15 protein-coding genes and 1 riboswitch are annotated in these 15418 nt (G+C 34.9%); of the genes, 14 read left to right on the forward strand and 1 reads right to left on the reverse strand.

All coding sequences use genetic code 11. From position 1 onward, the window contains the following. Positions 1–44: 44 nt before the first annotated feature. The 13 genes from BN1242_RS11805 (at position 45) to BN1242_RS11865 (ending at position 13773) form a co-directional block, all read left to right on the forward strand. Positions 45–413 (forward strand): hypothetical protein, encoded by a 369-nt coding sequence (locus tag BN1242_RS11805; RefSeq protein WP_071435525.1) that lies wholly within the window; start codon positions 45–47, stop codon positions 411–413. Between the two features lie 349 nt (positions 414–762). Further along, positions 763–1920 (forward strand): D-alanyl-D-alanine carboxypeptidase family protein, encoded by a 1158-nt coding sequence (locus tag BN1242_RS11810; RefSeq protein ID WP_062356190.1) that lies wholly within the window; start codon positions 763–765, stop codon positions 1918–1920. Next, a complete protein-coding gene (locus tag BN1242_RS11815; RefSeq protein WP_062356194.1) occupies positions 1913–2506 on the forward strand; it encodes a nucleoside recognition domain-containing protein in 594 nt (197 codons plus the stop codon). Before BN1242_RS11810 ends, BN1242_RS11815 begins: the two co-directional genes overlap by 8 nt. Next, positions 2507–3043, forward strand: a complete 537-nt coding sequence (locus BN1242_RS11820; protein WP_062356198.1) for a spore maturation protein — start codon at positions 2507–2509, stop codon at positions 3041–3043. Positions 3044–3190: 147 nt separating this feature from the next. Next, entirely contained in the window at positions 3191–3919 is a 729-nt protein-coding gene (locus tag BN1242_RS11825; protein ID WP_062356202.1) for a pseudouridine synthase, read from the forward strand. 99 nt (positions 3920–4018) lie between these two features. Beyond that, positions 4019–4558 carry a thiol-disulfide oxidoreductase ResA gene (resA, locus tag BN1242_RS11830; RefSeq protein WP_062356206.1) on the forward strand — a complete coding sequence of 180 codons (540 nt, stop codon included), beginning with the start codon at positions 4019–4021 and terminating at the stop codon, positions 4556–4558. Between the two features lie 59 nt (positions 4559–4617). Next, positions 4618–6252 (forward strand): cytochrome c biogenesis protein ResB, encoded by a 1635-nt coding sequence (gene resB, locus BN1242_RS11835; RefSeq protein WP_062356209.1) that lies wholly within the window; start codon positions 4618–4620, stop codon positions 6250–6252. Between the two features lie 6 nt (positions 6253–6258). Further along, on the forward strand, positions 6259–7461 hold the full coding sequence (ccsB, locus tag BN1242_RS11840) for a c-type cytochrome biogenesis protein CcsB (RefSeq protein WP_062356214.1): 1203 nt from the start codon (positions 6259–6261) through the stop codon (positions 7459–7461). A 726-nt stretch (positions 7462–8187) separates the two neighbouring features. Continuing rightward, on the forward strand, positions 8188–8904 hold the full coding sequence (locus BN1242_RS11845; RefSeq protein ID WP_062356217.1) for a response regulator: 717 nt from the start codon (positions 8188–8190) through the stop codon (positions 8902–8904). Continuing rightward, complete coding sequence (locus BN1242_RS11850; RefSeq protein ID WP_062356222.1) at positions 8901–10682, forward strand: ATP-binding protein; 1782 nt, start codon at positions 8901–8903, stop codon at positions 10680–10682. The genes BN1242_RS11845 and BN1242_RS11850 overlap by 4 nt, the downstream gene beginning before the upstream one ends. A 340-nt stretch (positions 10683–11022) precedes the next feature. Continuing rightward, a complete protein-coding gene (gene sigX / locus BN1242_RS11855; protein ID WP_062356227.1) occupies positions 11023–11568 on the forward strand; it encodes an RNA polymerase sigma factor SigX in 546 nt (181 codons plus the stop codon). Then, positions 11552–12787, forward strand: a complete 1236-nt coding sequence (locus BN1242_RS11860) for a hypothetical protein (protein WP_062356230.1) — start codon at positions 11552–11554, stop codon at positions 12785–12787. Before sigX ends, BN1242_RS11860 begins: the two co-directional genes overlap by 17 nt. A 134-nt stretch (positions 12788–12921) precedes the next feature. Beyond that, a riboswitch (FMN riboswitch) is annotated at positions 12922–13056 on the forward strand. Between the two features lie 153 nt (positions 13057–13209). Then, positions 13210–13773, forward strand: a complete 564-nt coding sequence (locus BN1242_RS11865) for an ECF transporter S component (RefSeq protein ID WP_062356235.1) — start codon at positions 13210–13212, stop codon at positions 13771–13773. Between the two features lie 103 nt (positions 13774–13876). On the opposite strand, the gene BN1242_RS11870 is transcribed toward BN1242_RS11865, so the two are convergent. Next, complete coding sequence (locus BN1242_RS11870; protein ID WP_062356239.1) at positions 13877–14125, reverse strand: ferredoxin; 249 nt, start codon at positions 14123–14125, stop codon at positions 13877–13879. Positions 14126–14333: 208 nt separating this feature from the next. Between BN1242_RS11870 and BN1242_RS11875 the strand changes: the two genes are divergently transcribed. Continuing rightward, positions 14334–15407 (forward strand): YpbB family protein, encoded by a 1074-nt coding sequence (locus BN1242_RS11875; RefSeq protein ID WP_062356242.1) that lies wholly within the window; start codon positions 14334–14336, stop codon positions 15405–15407. The last annotated feature ends 11 nt before the right edge of the window (positions 15408–15418 follow it).

Here is a 15418-nt window from a genome sequence, read left to right on the forward strand (position 1 = left end):
ATCATAGTTTTAAATTAATAGGTTGAATTCGAGGGGGGATGGCGATGAAAATTGTCAAATATTATGGGTATGAAATGGAAAAAGAAACAAAAACTTCTTTTCAAGATTATTTCAATGAGAGTATTGTAGAGTATATAGAAGATTTTCAAAAGAAAACATTAAGTGTTACGTACCTCCGATTTTTTGAAGAAAATATCTTACAATTTACACCATTTGAAACAAATCCACTTTTTTCTGTAGGTGATCAGCCTATTTTCCTTTATGATATTGTGGCATTAGTTGCACTCCAAATACCTGAATACAAAAATCGGAAACGACTGTTTATTAATAATGAAGCAGAATTTTCCGAACTCTTTACGAACTGTAATAAAGAACAAATTTATGAAACATGTCAACAACTCCATAAAAATTAGCGATGTTCTTATAAGAGGGCAGTTTAATTTTTGATATACGTTGATTGGTGTGATAGATGGCAGCTCTTGTGAATTTCATAGTATAGTTTTGGGGATGTTTTTGAGGTCGTTGCTTGTTTTACTGAAATGATAAACGACTTCAATTAAACATGCTCCTTTTAGTCATGTTTTTTTTATTTATGCGTCTATTACTGCCTTTAATTCCCCTCGTCTAATCGTAGCAAACATCCCACCTTTAATTAATTCTTTCTAAACAAGTTATAGACAAAGTAGTAATTTTTATCATATCTGCCCTTTCATCGCATAAACTTGTACAAAACAGTCCGAAGAAAGGGAAGATAACATCATTATGGGTTTTAAAATTCGACGTCTAATTATTATCATTTCAATCATTGCGATAGCTGTTTCTTTGTTACCGAATAGAACGAATGCTTTCGCCATCCAATCGTATAGTGCGATATTAATGGATCAAAAAACTGGACGAGTATTCTACGAAAGAAATGCCCATGAAAAAAGGCGGATAGCTAGCATTACAAAAATAATGACGGCTATCATTGCTATTGAAAGTAATAAATTGTCTGAATTAGTTACGGTTAGCGAACGGGCAGTCTATACAGAAGGATCTTCTGTTTTTTTAAAAATCGGTGAAAAAATTTCGTTAGAAGATTTAGTTTATGGATTGATGCTTCGTTCCGGCAATGATGCGGCAGTCGCAATTGCAGAACATGTCGGAGGTAGTATCGAAGGTTTTGTCTATTTAATGAATGAAAAAGCAAAACAAATAGGGATGAAAAATACAAATTTTGCAAACCCTCATGGACTGGACGACCACGAGAACCATTATTCGAGTGCCTATGATATGGCGTTGTTAACGAAATATGCGATGAATAACGAAAAGTTTCAAGAAATCTCTCGTACAAAAGTGCATCATGCACCGAACCCTGATAGTAAATGGCAACGAAAATGGACAAACAAGCATCGTTTAGTTACAGGAATGTATAAATATACGACAGGTGGAAAGACCGGTTATACGAAACGTGCAAAGCGAACGTTAGTTACAACAGCTTCAAAAAATGGAATGGATTTAATAGCCGTTACACTTAATTCTCCTTCCTCTGGAGATTGGAATGAACATATAAGTTTGTTTGACTATGTATTTAATCATTACGAACTTACCGAAGTTTTGCAAGAAGGGCCAATTAAGGGAATTAAGCATTCACCATATAAGAACCGTGCCTACTTAGAAACACCGTATCACTTTCCTTTGACCGAGAAAGAAATGGCAAAAATTGAAGTAAATTATCGCTTAATGAAGCCAAAGAAAGAATGGAAAAAACACCCCGAAAAAGTGCCGAAAATCATTGGGAGAGCCGAAGTATACTTTGAAAACAGAAAGGTCCATACGAAACCAATCTATTACTATTATGAAGAAAAAAATGAAAAGACGTTTCTACAATGGACAAAGTACCTTTTCAATTTAATTATAGGGGTAAAAAACAATGATTAATTACATATGGGTAGGGATGGCAGTATTCGGGATAATTTTTGCGATGTTTAATGGCACGATGGAGGAAGTAAATAAGGCGATTTTTCAAAGTTCACAAGAAGCGGTTACACTTTGTATTGGGTTTATTAGTATATTAGTATTTTGGCTCGGCTTAATGAAAATTGCACAAACATCAGGATTGTTAGATGCCTTAGCACGACTGTTTAAACCAATCGTGCGGAGACTATTTCCTGAAGTGCCGCCAGAACACCCAGCTATGGGATATATTCTGTCAAATATGATGGCGAACTTTTTTGGGTTAGGAAATGCAGCAACACCACTCGGAATAAAAGCAATGGAACAGCTAAAAAAATTAAATAATGATGCTGAGTGGGCGAGTCGATCGATGATTACATTTCTAGTCATTAATACTTCAAGTCTAACCATTATCCCAACAACTGTGCTAGCTATTCGGATGAAATATGAGTCACAATCGCCTGCTGAAATAGTAGTACCTACTATAATAGCTACAATGTGTTCCACGATTGGAGCGATATTAATTGACCGTTACTTTTATTATCGTAGAAAACGAAACGGAGTGAAGTAAATGGAATTTGTCTCAGCCGTTTCACTATGGTTAATACCTATTATTATTGGCTTTATTTTATTATATGGAACATGGAAAAAGGTGCCAACATATGAGACTTTTGTTGAAGGTGGAAAAGAAGGAATTAAAATAGCTATTTCCATTATTCCGTTTTTAGTTGGGATGTTGGTCGCCATTTCCATCTTTCGTGCCTCAGGAGCATTGCAATTTATTATTGACTTACTGCGACCTTTGCTAGAATTTATCGGTGTGCCTCCGGAAATTGCTCCACTAGCTGCGATTAGACCAATATCGGGTAATGCAGCACTCGGGATGGTTAGTGATATTATAGCAACGTACGGACCTGATTCATTTTTAGGGAGACTCGCTTCCGTTATACAAGGGAGTACTGATACAACCTTTTATATATTGACAGTATATTTTGGTGCGGTAGGAATTAAAAAAATGGGGGATGCATTAAAAGTAGGCCTCCTAGCTGATTTAGTTGGCATAACTGCTAGTATCCTAATCGTTACTATTATATTTGGCAGCCTATAAATATCGGAACAGGTTATCCTGTTCTTTTTTTATTTACTGGATAAACTTATATTAAAAAAGTTTTTCCTTTGTTTTCTTTGAAAAACTATGTCATAATTTTGGCAGGAAGAATCAGCTGAGAATTTTAGTAAAGGAGTGTCTTCCGACTTGGAAAGATTACAAAAAATTATTGCACAATCTGGTTTAGCATCAAGAAGAAAGGCAGAACAGTTAATAACTGAAGGTAAAGTAAAAGTAAATGGTCAAGTTGTTACACAGTTAGGCACGAAAGTTAACGCAACAGACGATATTGAAGTCAATGGAGTAAAAATCGAAAAAGAAACACCAGTCTATTTCCTATTTTATAAACCAAGAGGAGTAATTTCTTCTGTTAAAGATGAGAAAGGTAGAAAAACCGTTACTGATTTTTTCAATAACATAGATGAGCGAATATTTCCGATTGGCAGATTAGATTACGATACTTCAGGGTTATTATTGTTGACGAATGACGGAGACTTCGCACAAATGTTAATGCATCCAAAATATGAAGTGGATAAAACATATATAGCTAAAGTGGAAGGTATTCCTTCGAGATTAGCTTTAAAACAATTACAAGATGGCGTGAAATTAGATGATGGTATGACAGCACCAAGCCGGGTGAAATTTTTATCAGCGGACAAACGGAAAAAAACCGCGATAATTGAAATTACGATCCATGAAGGGAGAAATCGTCAAGTTCGGCGGATGTTTGAGAAAATTGGTTTTCCTGTTTTAAAACTCAAAAGGGAACGCTATTCATTTTTAACATTACACGGTTTAAATGCAGGGGAATATCGTCCTTTAACCCCGCATGAAGTCAAACAATTACGTATTATAGCAGAAAAAGGTAGAAACTAAGTTAACTCAAGCGCGTTCACATAAAAGACACAATATAAATAATGTGTAAATAGTGGAAAATGATATAATAATCGAAACATCGTGCGGGAGGGGATAAGGGTGAAAAATAAAAAGCAAAGATTGATATTTCGAACCATTATATTAGTTCTGTTGTCGTCCGCAATTATTTATACATTGTATGTAAATATTTCAAACGATAAAGAAAAGGCAGTAGCTGCAGTCGGTAAAGTAGCACCAGATTTTGTATTAAAAGACTTAACCGGAAATAGTTTTCAATTGTCTGATTATGAAGGCAAAGGGGTATTTTTAAACTTCTGGGGTACATTTTGTGAGCCTTGTAAAAAAGAAATGCCGTATATGGACAATCAATATAAAGTTTACCGCGAAGAAGGGGTTGAAATACTAGCTGTTAATGTTGGGGAAACAAAACTGGCAATTGAACGGTTCGCTAAACAATATGATTTAAGTTTTCCGATTATTGTTGACGAAGACGGGGAAGTACAGCATGCATACGGTGTGCTTCCTTTGCCTGCAACATTTTTAATTGACCCAGAAGGAAAGATTGTCAAGTACCATACAGGGGAACTTGACGAACAGACGATCCAGCAATATATGGAACTTATAAAACCGAAAAACTAGTAATCTTCAAGAAAAAGTAAGCGCTAAACAATTGTTTTAGTGAAATGGGGAGACTTTTTATGAAAACGGTAAAATGCGAGTGTGGCCATGTGAATCCTATTGGCACGGTAATTTGTGAAGCATGTGGCCGAGTTATACCAGAAGAAGAAAAGCAGAAAAAACTAGTAGACATGCGCTATGAGGGTACTGCTAGACGATCGCAAGTTTATAAGCAAACGATAATTGATAAAATTTGGATGTTTTTTTCTTCTGTTAAAGTTGGGGTTATATTAATTGTCATTACATTATGTGTATCCGCGATAGGAACTATTTTTCCACAAGTATCAACACTAGGATTAACTATTTCTGCAAAAGACTACTATGAAGATCGGTATGGACTGTTTGGTTCTATTTATTATTTTTTAGGCTTTCATGATTTATATCGTTCATGGTGGTATTTGTTATTAGTTGCTTCCATCGGTGTATCATTAGTTATTTGTAGTTTAGATAGAGTAGTTCCTTTATATAAAGCTTTGAAAAATCAACGAGTATCGAGACACGAAAGTTTTTTAATGAGACAGCGGTTTTTCGCCAAACAATCTGTTCCTGAGGTTATGGATCAGTTGAACATACTAAAGGAAAGATTAACGAAAAAAGGTTATAAAGTTAAAGAAGATAATGGGAATATATTGGCGGAAAAGGGTCGCTTTTCTAGGTGGGGTCCGTATGTAAACCATGTCGGCCTTATTATTTTTCTTATCGGTGCGATGTTGCGTTCTGTTCCAGGAATGTACATAAACGAAAGACTATGGATTAAAGAAGGCGAAACATTGGCAATTCCTGGAACGGATAAACAATATTATCTGGAAAATCATCAATTTATTTTAGAAGTTTATGATAAAGATAATGTAGAAGAAGTATTCCAAGAAGCGATTGAAAAAAAAGGAAATATCATAAAAAACTTTCAAACCAATGTCACCCTATATGAAGCAGACACGACATTACCAGGTGAAGAAGCGAAGTTAAGTAAAATGAAAGACTTTGAGATTCAAGTCAATAAACCTCTTAAATTTGACAACTATGCGCTTTACCAATCAAGTTATAAATTAAATGAAATTCAAACAATGAATTTCACATTAATTGATAAAAGTACGAATAAAGAATTTGGCGATATTTCCATCAATCTACAAAATCCAGATGAAATTTATCCATTAGAAAATGGATATACAGTAGAATTACTTAGTTATTTCCCTGATTTTATTTTCAATGACAATGGGGAACCTTCCACGAAGTCGCCAAACCCAAATAACCCTGCATTTGTATTTAAAATGATTACACCAGATCGTCCAGAGGGAGAGGTTAGTTTTGCGGCTATCCAGCAAACGATTGAACCTAATGGAGAGAATAAATATAAAATGGCATTCAAGTCAGCCGAGATGGTTAATTATAGCGGACTGACGGTGAGAAAAGACTTAACGTTATGGATTATTGCATTAGGTGGGATTATTTTTATGATTGGTGTCATTCAAGGATCCTATTGGCATCATCGTAGAGTATGGGTGAAGCGAAAGGGCAGTGAAATTTATATTGCTTGTCATACGAATAAAAATTGGTTTAGTTTGCAAAAGGAAATGGAAAAAATATTAGTAAATACGAGCTTACCAATACCAATTGATCAAACGAAAAAGGAAGATAATGAGCTGAATAAGGGGTGAATATAAATGGGTACAACATTAACACAAATAAGCGGTCAATTATTATTTGCAGCTTTCATATTATATTTAATTGCTATTTTCTTTCTTGGGGGAGCAATTAAACAAAAGAAAGGACTAGAACAAAATAATCAGTTTAAGAAAAAGAATATTAGTAGTTTTCTTGGAATTAGTTTTACCATACTAGGTTTTATCTCCCAAGCAAGCTATTTCATTTTACGCTGGATTGCAGGTGGACATGCTCCTGTCAGCAACATGTTCGAATTTATCACATTTTTTAGCATAATGTTTGTCGGAGCATATATTATTATTTATTTTATTTATCGTTCTCATGTATTAGGTGTATTTACATTGCCTATTGTGCTAGTAATTATTGCATATGGAAGTTTATTTCCGAAAGATATTACCCCGCTAATTCCAGCTCTTAATAGCGAATGGTTATATATACACGTAATGACAACCGCAGCAGGACAAGGTGTTTTAGCGATAAGTTTTATTGCGGGCTTAATATACTTAATTAAAAATATTGATCAATCTAAGAAAGATAAAAAAACTTTTTGGCTGGAAGCAGTTATGTTTACAGTTATTACGACAATTGGTTTTATCTTGATTACTGTTACCTTTAATCTAGCAAACTATGAGACTGAATTTGAATGGCAAACGAAAGAAGGGGAAGTGTCTAAGCAAGTATATCATTTACCACCTATCGTAGGTCCGAATGAGTGGGAATATGTATCCGGAAATACGATGGAGCCATTAGTAGAGATGCCTGCAATTATCCATGCACAAAGATTGAATTCGGTACTTTGGTCATTTATTGCTGGTACTATTCTTTATTTGTTAGTTCGGCTAATCGCGAGAAAACGTGTGGCCGCATTAATTCAACCTAGCTTAAAGCGGGTAAACTCTGAACTAGTAGATGAAATCAGTTATCGTTCCGTATTATTCGGCTTTCCAATTTTTACATTAGGTGGTCTTATTTTTGCGATGATATGGGCACAAATATCTTGGTCCAGATTTTGGGCTTGGGACCCGAAGGAAGTGTGGGCTCTCATTACATGGCTGTTCTACGCCGCATTTTTACATTTACGCTTATCAAGAGGGTGGCACGGAGAAAAATCTGCATGGTTAGCAGTTATCGGATTTGGTATTATAATGTTCAACTTAATTTTCGTCAACCTAATCATCGCAGGCCTACATTCCTACGCATAAAAGAAAAGCGAAGGCGACTGTACAGAAACGGGGGGACTGGAGGGAGCCAAGAGCGAGATAAAGGAATCACGACGAGGAACGAGTCGATGATGACTTATCGAAGTGGAGGCGAGCGAAGTCCACCCGTTTCTAGGAGCCGCAGCTGGACAAAGAAAAGCGAAGGCGACTGTAGAGCGGCGTATGGGCTGGACCCAAACCGCAGGAGATAAAGGAAACACGATGAGCCTGGCGAATCGATGTTGACTTATCGTACGGAGGTTTGGGGAAGTCCACTAGCCGCTAGGAGCCGCAGCTGGACATCAATGTTCGCAGACTAAGTACGCGGCGTCCTGCCGCAACGTCTGCATGACCAACGTCGTGTTGGCCCAAGCGAAGGCGACTGTAGAGCGGCGTATGGACTGGACCCAAACCGCAGGAGATATAGGAAACACGGCGAAGAATGAGCCGATGTTGACTTATCGAAGTGAAGGTATAAATGTTAACTATTTATGTCAATAATTCGACTGTTAAAAGTCTTCACAAGATAAATGTGGAGACTTTTTTAATTGAAAGATTTATACTGTAGTTAAATAGATTAGTTGCTACTAGTGGCTTTTGCTGTTAATAAAGAATATTCTAGTAAATCATTTGTGAAACTTTTCATATTTTTTGTTAATAACAATGGATAAATTATAGATATTTTTTGTCGATTTTTGTACAATGAATATATGCAAGGAGGAATGAAGGATGGAAAAGGATATTAAAATTTTAGTGGTTGATGATGAGGAAAGAATTCGACGGCTATTGAAAATGTACTTGGAACGGGAAAATTATTTGATTGATGAAGCTGAAGATGGTGATGAAGCGTTAACAAAAGCGATCCAAAATGATTATGATTTAATTTTATTAGATTTAATGTTACCTGGTAAAGATGGCTTGGAAGTTTGCAAAGACATTCGTGAGAAGAAAGCAACTCCAATCATTATGTTAACAGCAAAAGGAGAGGAATCGAACCGCGTCCAAGGTTTTGAAGTAGGAACAGATGATTATATTGTTAAACCTTTTAGCCCACGAGAAGTAGTATTACGGGTGAAGGCGTTATTGCGTAGATCTTCAACAACGAGTTTCCTACAAACAGAAACTACTGCAAAAGATGTTCTTGTATTTCCTCATTTAACGATTGATCATGATGCCCATCGTGTCACGGCTGACGGGCAAGAAGTAAGTTTGACACCGAAGGAATATGATCTCTTATTTTTCTTAGCGAAGACCCCAGATAAAGTATTTGATAGGGAACAACTATTAAAAGAAGTATGGCATTATGAGTTTTTTGGTGATTTACGTACTGTGGACACCCATGTGAAACGTTTACGAGAAAAATTAAATAAAGTTTCAGAGGATGCGGCAAAAATGATTGTGACAGTCTGGGGTGTAGGCTATAAATTTGAGGTTGTCAATGAATGATTTGGCGTAGTGTAGTTGGAAAACTTTGGGCTACCATCCTTTTGCTCGTTTCTTTTGTATTGTTCGTATTGACAATATTATTGATGCAGTTTTTTAGAAACTATATTGCAGAAGTTGTAACCGATAATTTAACAAAAACCGCATCAAAAATATCAATTATCATTGAGCAACACGAAGACATTGATTTTGGTTTAGAGATAGCATGGGGAATTGTCGATGAACTTACAAATGTTATCGTCTTTATTGATGAAGAAAAAGTATATTATTCTCCTAATCAAAAAAAGAGTGATTTTACAGCAACTTATTTCTTGAATGACGATGAATTATCGAAAGTTTTTTCTGGTGGGAAACCTGTAAAAAAGGAAATTACACTACCACCTGATGAGAATCATCGGTTTTCAAAAAATAAAGTAATTATGATTGGTGTTCCACTTGAATTCAACAATACTAATGGCGCGGTGTTCATTTATCAATCGTTAGATGTTATGCAAGATGCGACGAAATCAACGAGAGAACTAATTTGGTGGGCAGCTTTTTTTGCCTTCGTGCTTACAACGGTTTTTGCCTTTTTCCTTTCCACCCGTATTACAGCACCTTTAAGAAAAATGCGTGAAGTTGCCTTTGAAGTAGCACGTGGGAAATTTGGGACGAGCATACCTGTGTTAACAAATGATGAAATTGGTGAATTAGGGATTGCATTTAATGAAATGAGAAAAAAATTACAAATAAATTATCACGCCCTTATTCAAGAAAAAGAACAATTATCTAGTATTTTAAGTAGTATGGCGGATGGGGTATTGACATTTAATCGAGATGGAGAAATTATTGTTATCAACCCCCCTGCTGAAAAATTCCTGAAATTATGGAATGACCATAATGAAAACGTTCATCAGACGGAAGTAGTTCCAAGCAAAATATTAGAGCTATTTAAAACTATAGTGGAAACAGAAAAAGAGCATATCGTTGATCTGGAAATTTCCGGGCATTATTGGACGATTATAGTAAGCCCATTATACAATAATGAAAAAATTCGCGGGGCGGTAATGGTATTACGTGATATGACGGAGGAAAGAAAGTTAGACAAATTACGAACGGATTTCGTAGCTAACGTTTCACACGAATTACGGACACCAGTTGCAATGCTCCAAGGATATAGTGAAGCTCTATTGGATGATATTGCTAGTACAGAAGCAGAACGAAAAGAGATAGCAACGGTCATTAATGAGGAATCACTTCGAATGGGTCGGCTTGTGAATGAATTGTTAGATTTGGCAAGAATGGAATCTGGTCATACTAGGTTAAATATTGAAAATGCAGCACTTGAGCCGTTTTTCCAACGAGTTGTGAAAAAATTCTCGGGTGTCGCTAAAGAACAGTCTATCCAATTAAGACTACTAATGGATACAAAATTAAATGATTTTAAAATGGATATGGACCGGATGGAACAAGTAATGACAAATTTAATTGATAACGCAATTCGGCATACGGATGAAAATGGATATGTGAACGTAACTGTTACAAATGACAAAACAGAATTGTCGATCAAAGTGGAAGACACGGGATCTGGTATCCCTAAAGAAGACTTACCATTCGTTTTTGAACGTTTTTACAAAGCGGATAAAGCAAGGACGAGAGGAAGGTCTGGTACTGGTCTAGGGCTTGCAATTGCGAAAAACTTAGTGGAGGCACATGGTGGGAAAATTTCTGTCCAAAGTGTTTTTGGTAAAGGAACGATATTCTCGATAAATATTCCGCGAAAAAACTCGGAATTTAACTAACGGTGCCGAAAAATATTGTTTCATAAGAAACGTTCAACTGCCCAGAAGCACAATTTTTGGGCAGTTTATCATTTTTATAATATGAAAAACTTTAACATTCATGACAGTAATAAACGGAAACAAATCGAATTATTGATCTGTTTTTACGTTAGTCCTATATCCTAGTTTCTCCTAAATAGTTAATACAAACCGAAACGATATTTAAAAGAAATTAATATTATTTCCATCTTTAATTATATTTATACAACATTTCTTTATTTTTCTAGAAAAAATGTTTATAGTAAAAGTGAAACTTTTTATACGTTCATTTCGACAAATATAGTGAACGGGGGAGGATGAAATGAACTCCGTTTTTGATGAAATTTATGATCAATACCATCACGATATATTCCAATTTCTTTTTTATTTAGTAAAAAACCGAGAGCAAGCGGAAGATCTGTCCCAAGAGGTATATATACGAGTAATAAAGTCATATAACCGCTTTGAGGGAAAAAGCAGTGTGAAGACTTGGATACTTTCCATTGCTCGCAATGTGGCAATTGATCACTTTCGAAAAGAAAAAAATTGGAAGGATAGGGTTTTCTCACATTTTAATTGGGTAGACTTTGAAATAAAGGATCAACGACCAATTCCTGAAGAAATTGCTTTAAAAAATGAAAAAGTGCAATTACTGTACCATTGTTTAGATTTATGTACCGTTGATCAAAAACTAGTTCTAATAACGAGGTTCATCCAAGATTTATCGATTACAGAAACTGCAGAAGTTTTAGGATGGTCAGAAAGTAAAGTGAAAACTACACAACACCGTGCTTTAAAGAATTTAAAGAAAGTGATGGAAGATAAATTGAAAGAAGGAGGGACGGCTATAGATGACAATGAAAAGTGATAAAACGGAACTTATTTCTTTGTTAAAACAATTGCCAAGCATTGCCGATCATCGAGAAAAAGAGGAATTATTTAAACAGATGATGTCTCGGATGAATAGGACAAAACGAAAGAAGACGAAGAATTTTCTCGCACCATCTTTAGCAGCCGTCGCCGTCATTTTTTTATCCATACTTTTGAGCACAAGTTTCTTAAGTAAATCTAATGTAACGCTTGAATCCCAGTCTAGTTTTCAAGAGAATGACAGTGGCGTGGAAATTGCTTTAACTAATGAAGAAAAACCACAACTTACAAATAAAGGTTCACTATCAATAGATGAAAGCGAGTCTAAACTCTCTACTGGCGATCATCAAAGTATTACCGAAAATAATCATACAAAGGAATCATTTGGATTGTTGCGAAATGAAATTGATAAATCTGCCTTATACAAAAATGATTTACAACAAGATGAAACAAGTATTACTCTAGGAATTCCCGATAAAGAGGCAATGAATGTTATCCCCGTAACGGTTGTAGTAAATAAACATCAAGATAAAACAATTGCTGATTACTATAATGAAGTTATGAAGACAATTAACGAAGAAAAACTAGGTCTATCTGATTACCTTCCATATAATGGTGAATTCTCCATGGATAAAAATGGGGAACTTACTCTTAATTTATTTAAGAACCATGCTTATACATTTGGTTCAACAGGTGAATTACAATTTTTTGCAAGTCTTGACATGTTACGTTATGCAAGTCTTGACCAAATAAAACTTACAGAAGAATCCGTACCAGGAGTGTACTTTACACATATTGGAAAAAATGTCGTGGATTATGAAATAACTAAATATCCTAAACGTGGGTTTCTCCTATATATTGTAAATAATCATTACTTTTTAACACCAAACCCGAAAGTTTCAGACACAGTATCTGAAACTTTGGAACTCATGAAAGAAGCGAATCCAACGTATAAGTTATTGCCTACGATACCGAAGCAAATGAATATTACAGCAGAAGAGTTGAATGAAGATGAACTTGCTATTACTTTTCAAAATGCTACATTAAAAAACAATGAAAGTTCTTTAAGAATGGTGGAAGCAATATTATTAACTGCTAAAGAATTTGGCTATAAAATGGTTCGTTTTAATAATGGAAATATTAATCAAATTGGGGATTTTGACTTAACGAAACCAGTCGAAGTACCGATAGCACCGAATAAGGTAAATTTAGATTAGAACAAATAGGAGGAGTAAAAAAATAAGAAATAAGATTTAATCACTTTAAAATTACTCATCTAATTTGTGAATAGAATTATTTCCTTTACAGTTAAATCTTTTTCTAGTATAATAATCTTGAAAATAACATACGAATTCGTCTTCGGGGCAGGGTGCAATTCCCGACCGGCGGTAATAAGGTTATAGTTTTCCTTTAGCCCGCGAGCCTTTTGGCAGGATTTGGTGAGATTCCAAAGCCGACAGTACAGTCTGGATGGGAGAAGATGGAGGTTTCGGTCGTTTAAAAATTATTATTTTTGAACGTCTATTTGATGATGCCTTTTCTCCCTTAAGGAATATTCCTTAAGGGTTTTTTAATGACGGGCAGTTATCCGAAATCTTTCTTCTAATCGAGATGAATTCTCATAGAAGGAGAGAGGAAAATGAAAAAACTAAACGTAAAAGCTTTTGTTGCAGTTGGGATGCTTAGTGGATTGGCCTATGTTCTAATGTTGTTGAACTTTCCACTACCACTTTTCCCGAGTTTTCTAAAAATTGATTTTAGCGATATTCCTGCGCTAATCGCAGCTATTATTATTGGCCCGGTGGCTGGAATTCTCGTGGAATTTATTAAAGTTCTATTGGATTTCATAACGACAGGAAGTCCAACTGGAGTACCGGTAGGGCATATTGCTAATTTTGTTACAGGGATTAGCTTTGTTTTACCAACTTATTTCATATTTAACAAGTTGCGTACTGAAAAAGGCTTAAAGGTAGCATTAATATCGGGAACAGTTATTACAGCGATTGTAATGAGTGTATTAAATTATTTCGTATTCATTCCGATGTATGCAATTTTCATGAACTACGACATTCCTGCTTCTTGGGCTGTAACATTTATCTTACCGTTCAATTTAATTAAAGGTGTAATGATAACGGTTATCTTTATGCTCCTCTTTATGAAGATGAAGGATTGGTTATTCAAACAACAAGTTTCATATAAATAATTTGGCTCGTATTTTGAAAAAGTGATTTTTAAAAAATATAAAAAGAAAAGCTCAAAATATAGAAAGAAAAACTCCGCTCAGTGTAAGGGCGGAGTTTTATCATTTATTCAAATTTATTCGGATCCCCATCAAAAGGCTCGTCTGCTACGCGGATAGAATCCGTAGGGCACCCTTCAAAGGCATCTTCCATATCTTCATGTAATACTTCTGGCACTTCGGCAGTACCTGTGTTATCATCTAATACAACAAAGGCAATTCCTTCGTCGTCATAATCGTAAATATCTGGGGCCGCTGCACCACAAGCGCCGCAAGCGATACATGTATCTTTATCAACAATTGTATATTTTGGCATCTATTTACCCTCCATTTATAGTTCTCTCCATCGTATTTCAAACTGTACAAAAATACATCCATTTTTATTGTAAGACTGAATAAATAACTTTTCAATAGTTAAACACATGAAAATTGGTATTTTTAAGCTTTTCTTACTGTTAAAATGTCATTTTATAAAAAATATTAATTTTAATGGTGAACATGATAAAATTAAATAGGTGAGAAGGATGAATTATTTAGCAGTAATTGTATTATATTGCGTTGAAAAATTTTCTAATGAACGATCTATTCAAGCGATATTTAATTTACTAAAAGGAAAAAAGTCTGCACAAACGATTCAAGATGCAGTATGGTTTTCATTGAGGCAATTGTTTTCACAATTTCCTATGCTTTCTGAAAGTGAATTCCAAAGCAGTATTCAACAATTAAAGCGTAATGGGTTTATCGAAAGAAAAGAAACTGATATATTTATCACTGAGTTAGGTCATAATTTTTTAACAAAACAGTTAATGAGTAGTCCTATTCCGAAACAATTAGACGGAATTCGATTTTACCATATTGACCAAATTTTTTGGCAAAGACTATCATTACTAATTCAAACTTTATCACATCTTAACTATAATGAAAGTCGGTTTTATCCTGTTGAGCGAAATTTTCATACTCAACAATGGGTGAAAAATTGGCTGATTCAAAATGGCAGTCAATATACAAAAAAGGAGCTCGTTAAATCATTTTCCCTAGAATTGCTTTATTTAATGGAAATAATTGAACAACAGATGGATCCGAATATTTTTATTTACCGCTTAACGAATAGACGAGAACCTGGATTTACTCCTAATCAAATAGCATCGTTATTAAATATGGATATATATTATTATCACTTATGCTTTCAAAGCTTTCTTCACTTTATGTTAAGCACTATTTGGCATAACAAAAAAGATTATCCATTACTTTTTCAGTTAATTGAAAATGACTATCGAAATATCCCTTTAACGAAATCCGCATTTACTACATATAGATTGCTACAAAACGGAAATACAGTAGAACAAATTAGTAAAATCCGCCGTTTAAAAAGAAATACAGTAGAAGATCATCTTGTGGAGATTGCTCTACATGACGATCATTTTGAGATTGATCAATATGTACCAAAGGAATTGCAACGAAAAATTGTAAGTATTATTAATGTATTACAGACGCGCAAATTGAAAGTAATCAAATCTGCTTTACCAGAAGCTGATTTTCTTTCCATACGCTTAGTTTTATCCCGCATTAACGGGCAGCTAGAGTCGCCCACCGTTTAGCTCGGATACCT

Source organism: Bacillus kwashiorkori (assembly GCF_001375515.1).
In the GTDB taxonomy this organism is placed as follows: Bacteria; Bacillota; Bacilli; order Bacillales; family Caldibacillaceae; genus Bacillus_BK; species Bacillus_BK kwashiorkori.

Excerpts from the sequence above, each read along its gene's own strand:
- BN1242_RS11805 (WP_071435525.1), top strand. The coding sequence starts at position 45 with ATGAAAATTGTCAAATATTATGGGTATGAAATGGAAAAAGAAACAAAA.
- BN1242_RS11810 (WP_062356190.1), top strand. The coding sequence starts at position 763 with ATGGGTTTTAAAATTCGACGTCTAATTATTATCATTTCAATCATTGCG.
- BN1242_RS11815 (WP_062356194.1), top strand. The coding sequence starts at position 1,913 with ATGATTAATTACATATGGGTAGGGATGGCAGTATTCGGGATAATTTTT.
- BN1242_RS11820 (WP_062356198.1), top strand. The coding sequence starts at position 2,507 with ATGGAATTTGTCTCAGCCGTTTCACTATGGTTAATACCTATTATTATT.
- resB (WP_062356209.1), top strand. The coding sequence starts at position 4,618 with ATGAAAACGGTAAAATGCGAGTGTGGCCATGTGAATCCTATTGGCACG.
- ccsB (WP_062356214.1), top strand. The coding sequence starts at position 6,259 with ATGGGTACAACATTAACACAAATAAGCGGTCAATTATTATTTGCAGCT.
- BN1242_RS11845 (WP_062356217.1), top strand. The coding sequence starts at position 8,188 with ATGGAAAAGGATATTAAAATTTTAGTGGTTGATGATGAGGAAAGAATT.
- BN1242_RS11850 (WP_062356222.1), top strand. The coding sequence starts at position 8,901 with ATGATTTGGCGTAGTGTAGTTGGAAAACTTTGGGCTACCATCCTTTTG.
- sigX (WP_062356227.1), top strand. The coding sequence starts at position 11,023 with ATGAACTCCGTTTTTGATGAAATTTATGATCAATACCATCACGATATA.
- BN1242_RS11860 (WP_062356230.1), top strand. The coding sequence starts at position 11,552 with ATGACAATGAAAAGTGATAAAACGGAACTTATTTCTTTGTTAAAACAA.
- BN1242_RS11865 (WP_062356235.1), top strand. The coding sequence starts at position 13,210 with ATGAAAAAACTAAACGTAAAAGCTTTTGTTGCAGTTGGGATGCTTAGT.
- BN1242_RS11870 (WP_062356239.1), bottom strand. The coding sequence starts at position 14,125 with ATGCCAAAATATACAATTGTTGATAAAGATACATGTATCGCTTGCGGC.
- BN1242_RS11875 (WP_062356242.1), top strand. The coding sequence starts at position 14,334 with ATGAATTATTTAGCAGTAATTGTATTATATTGCGTTGAAAAATTTTCT.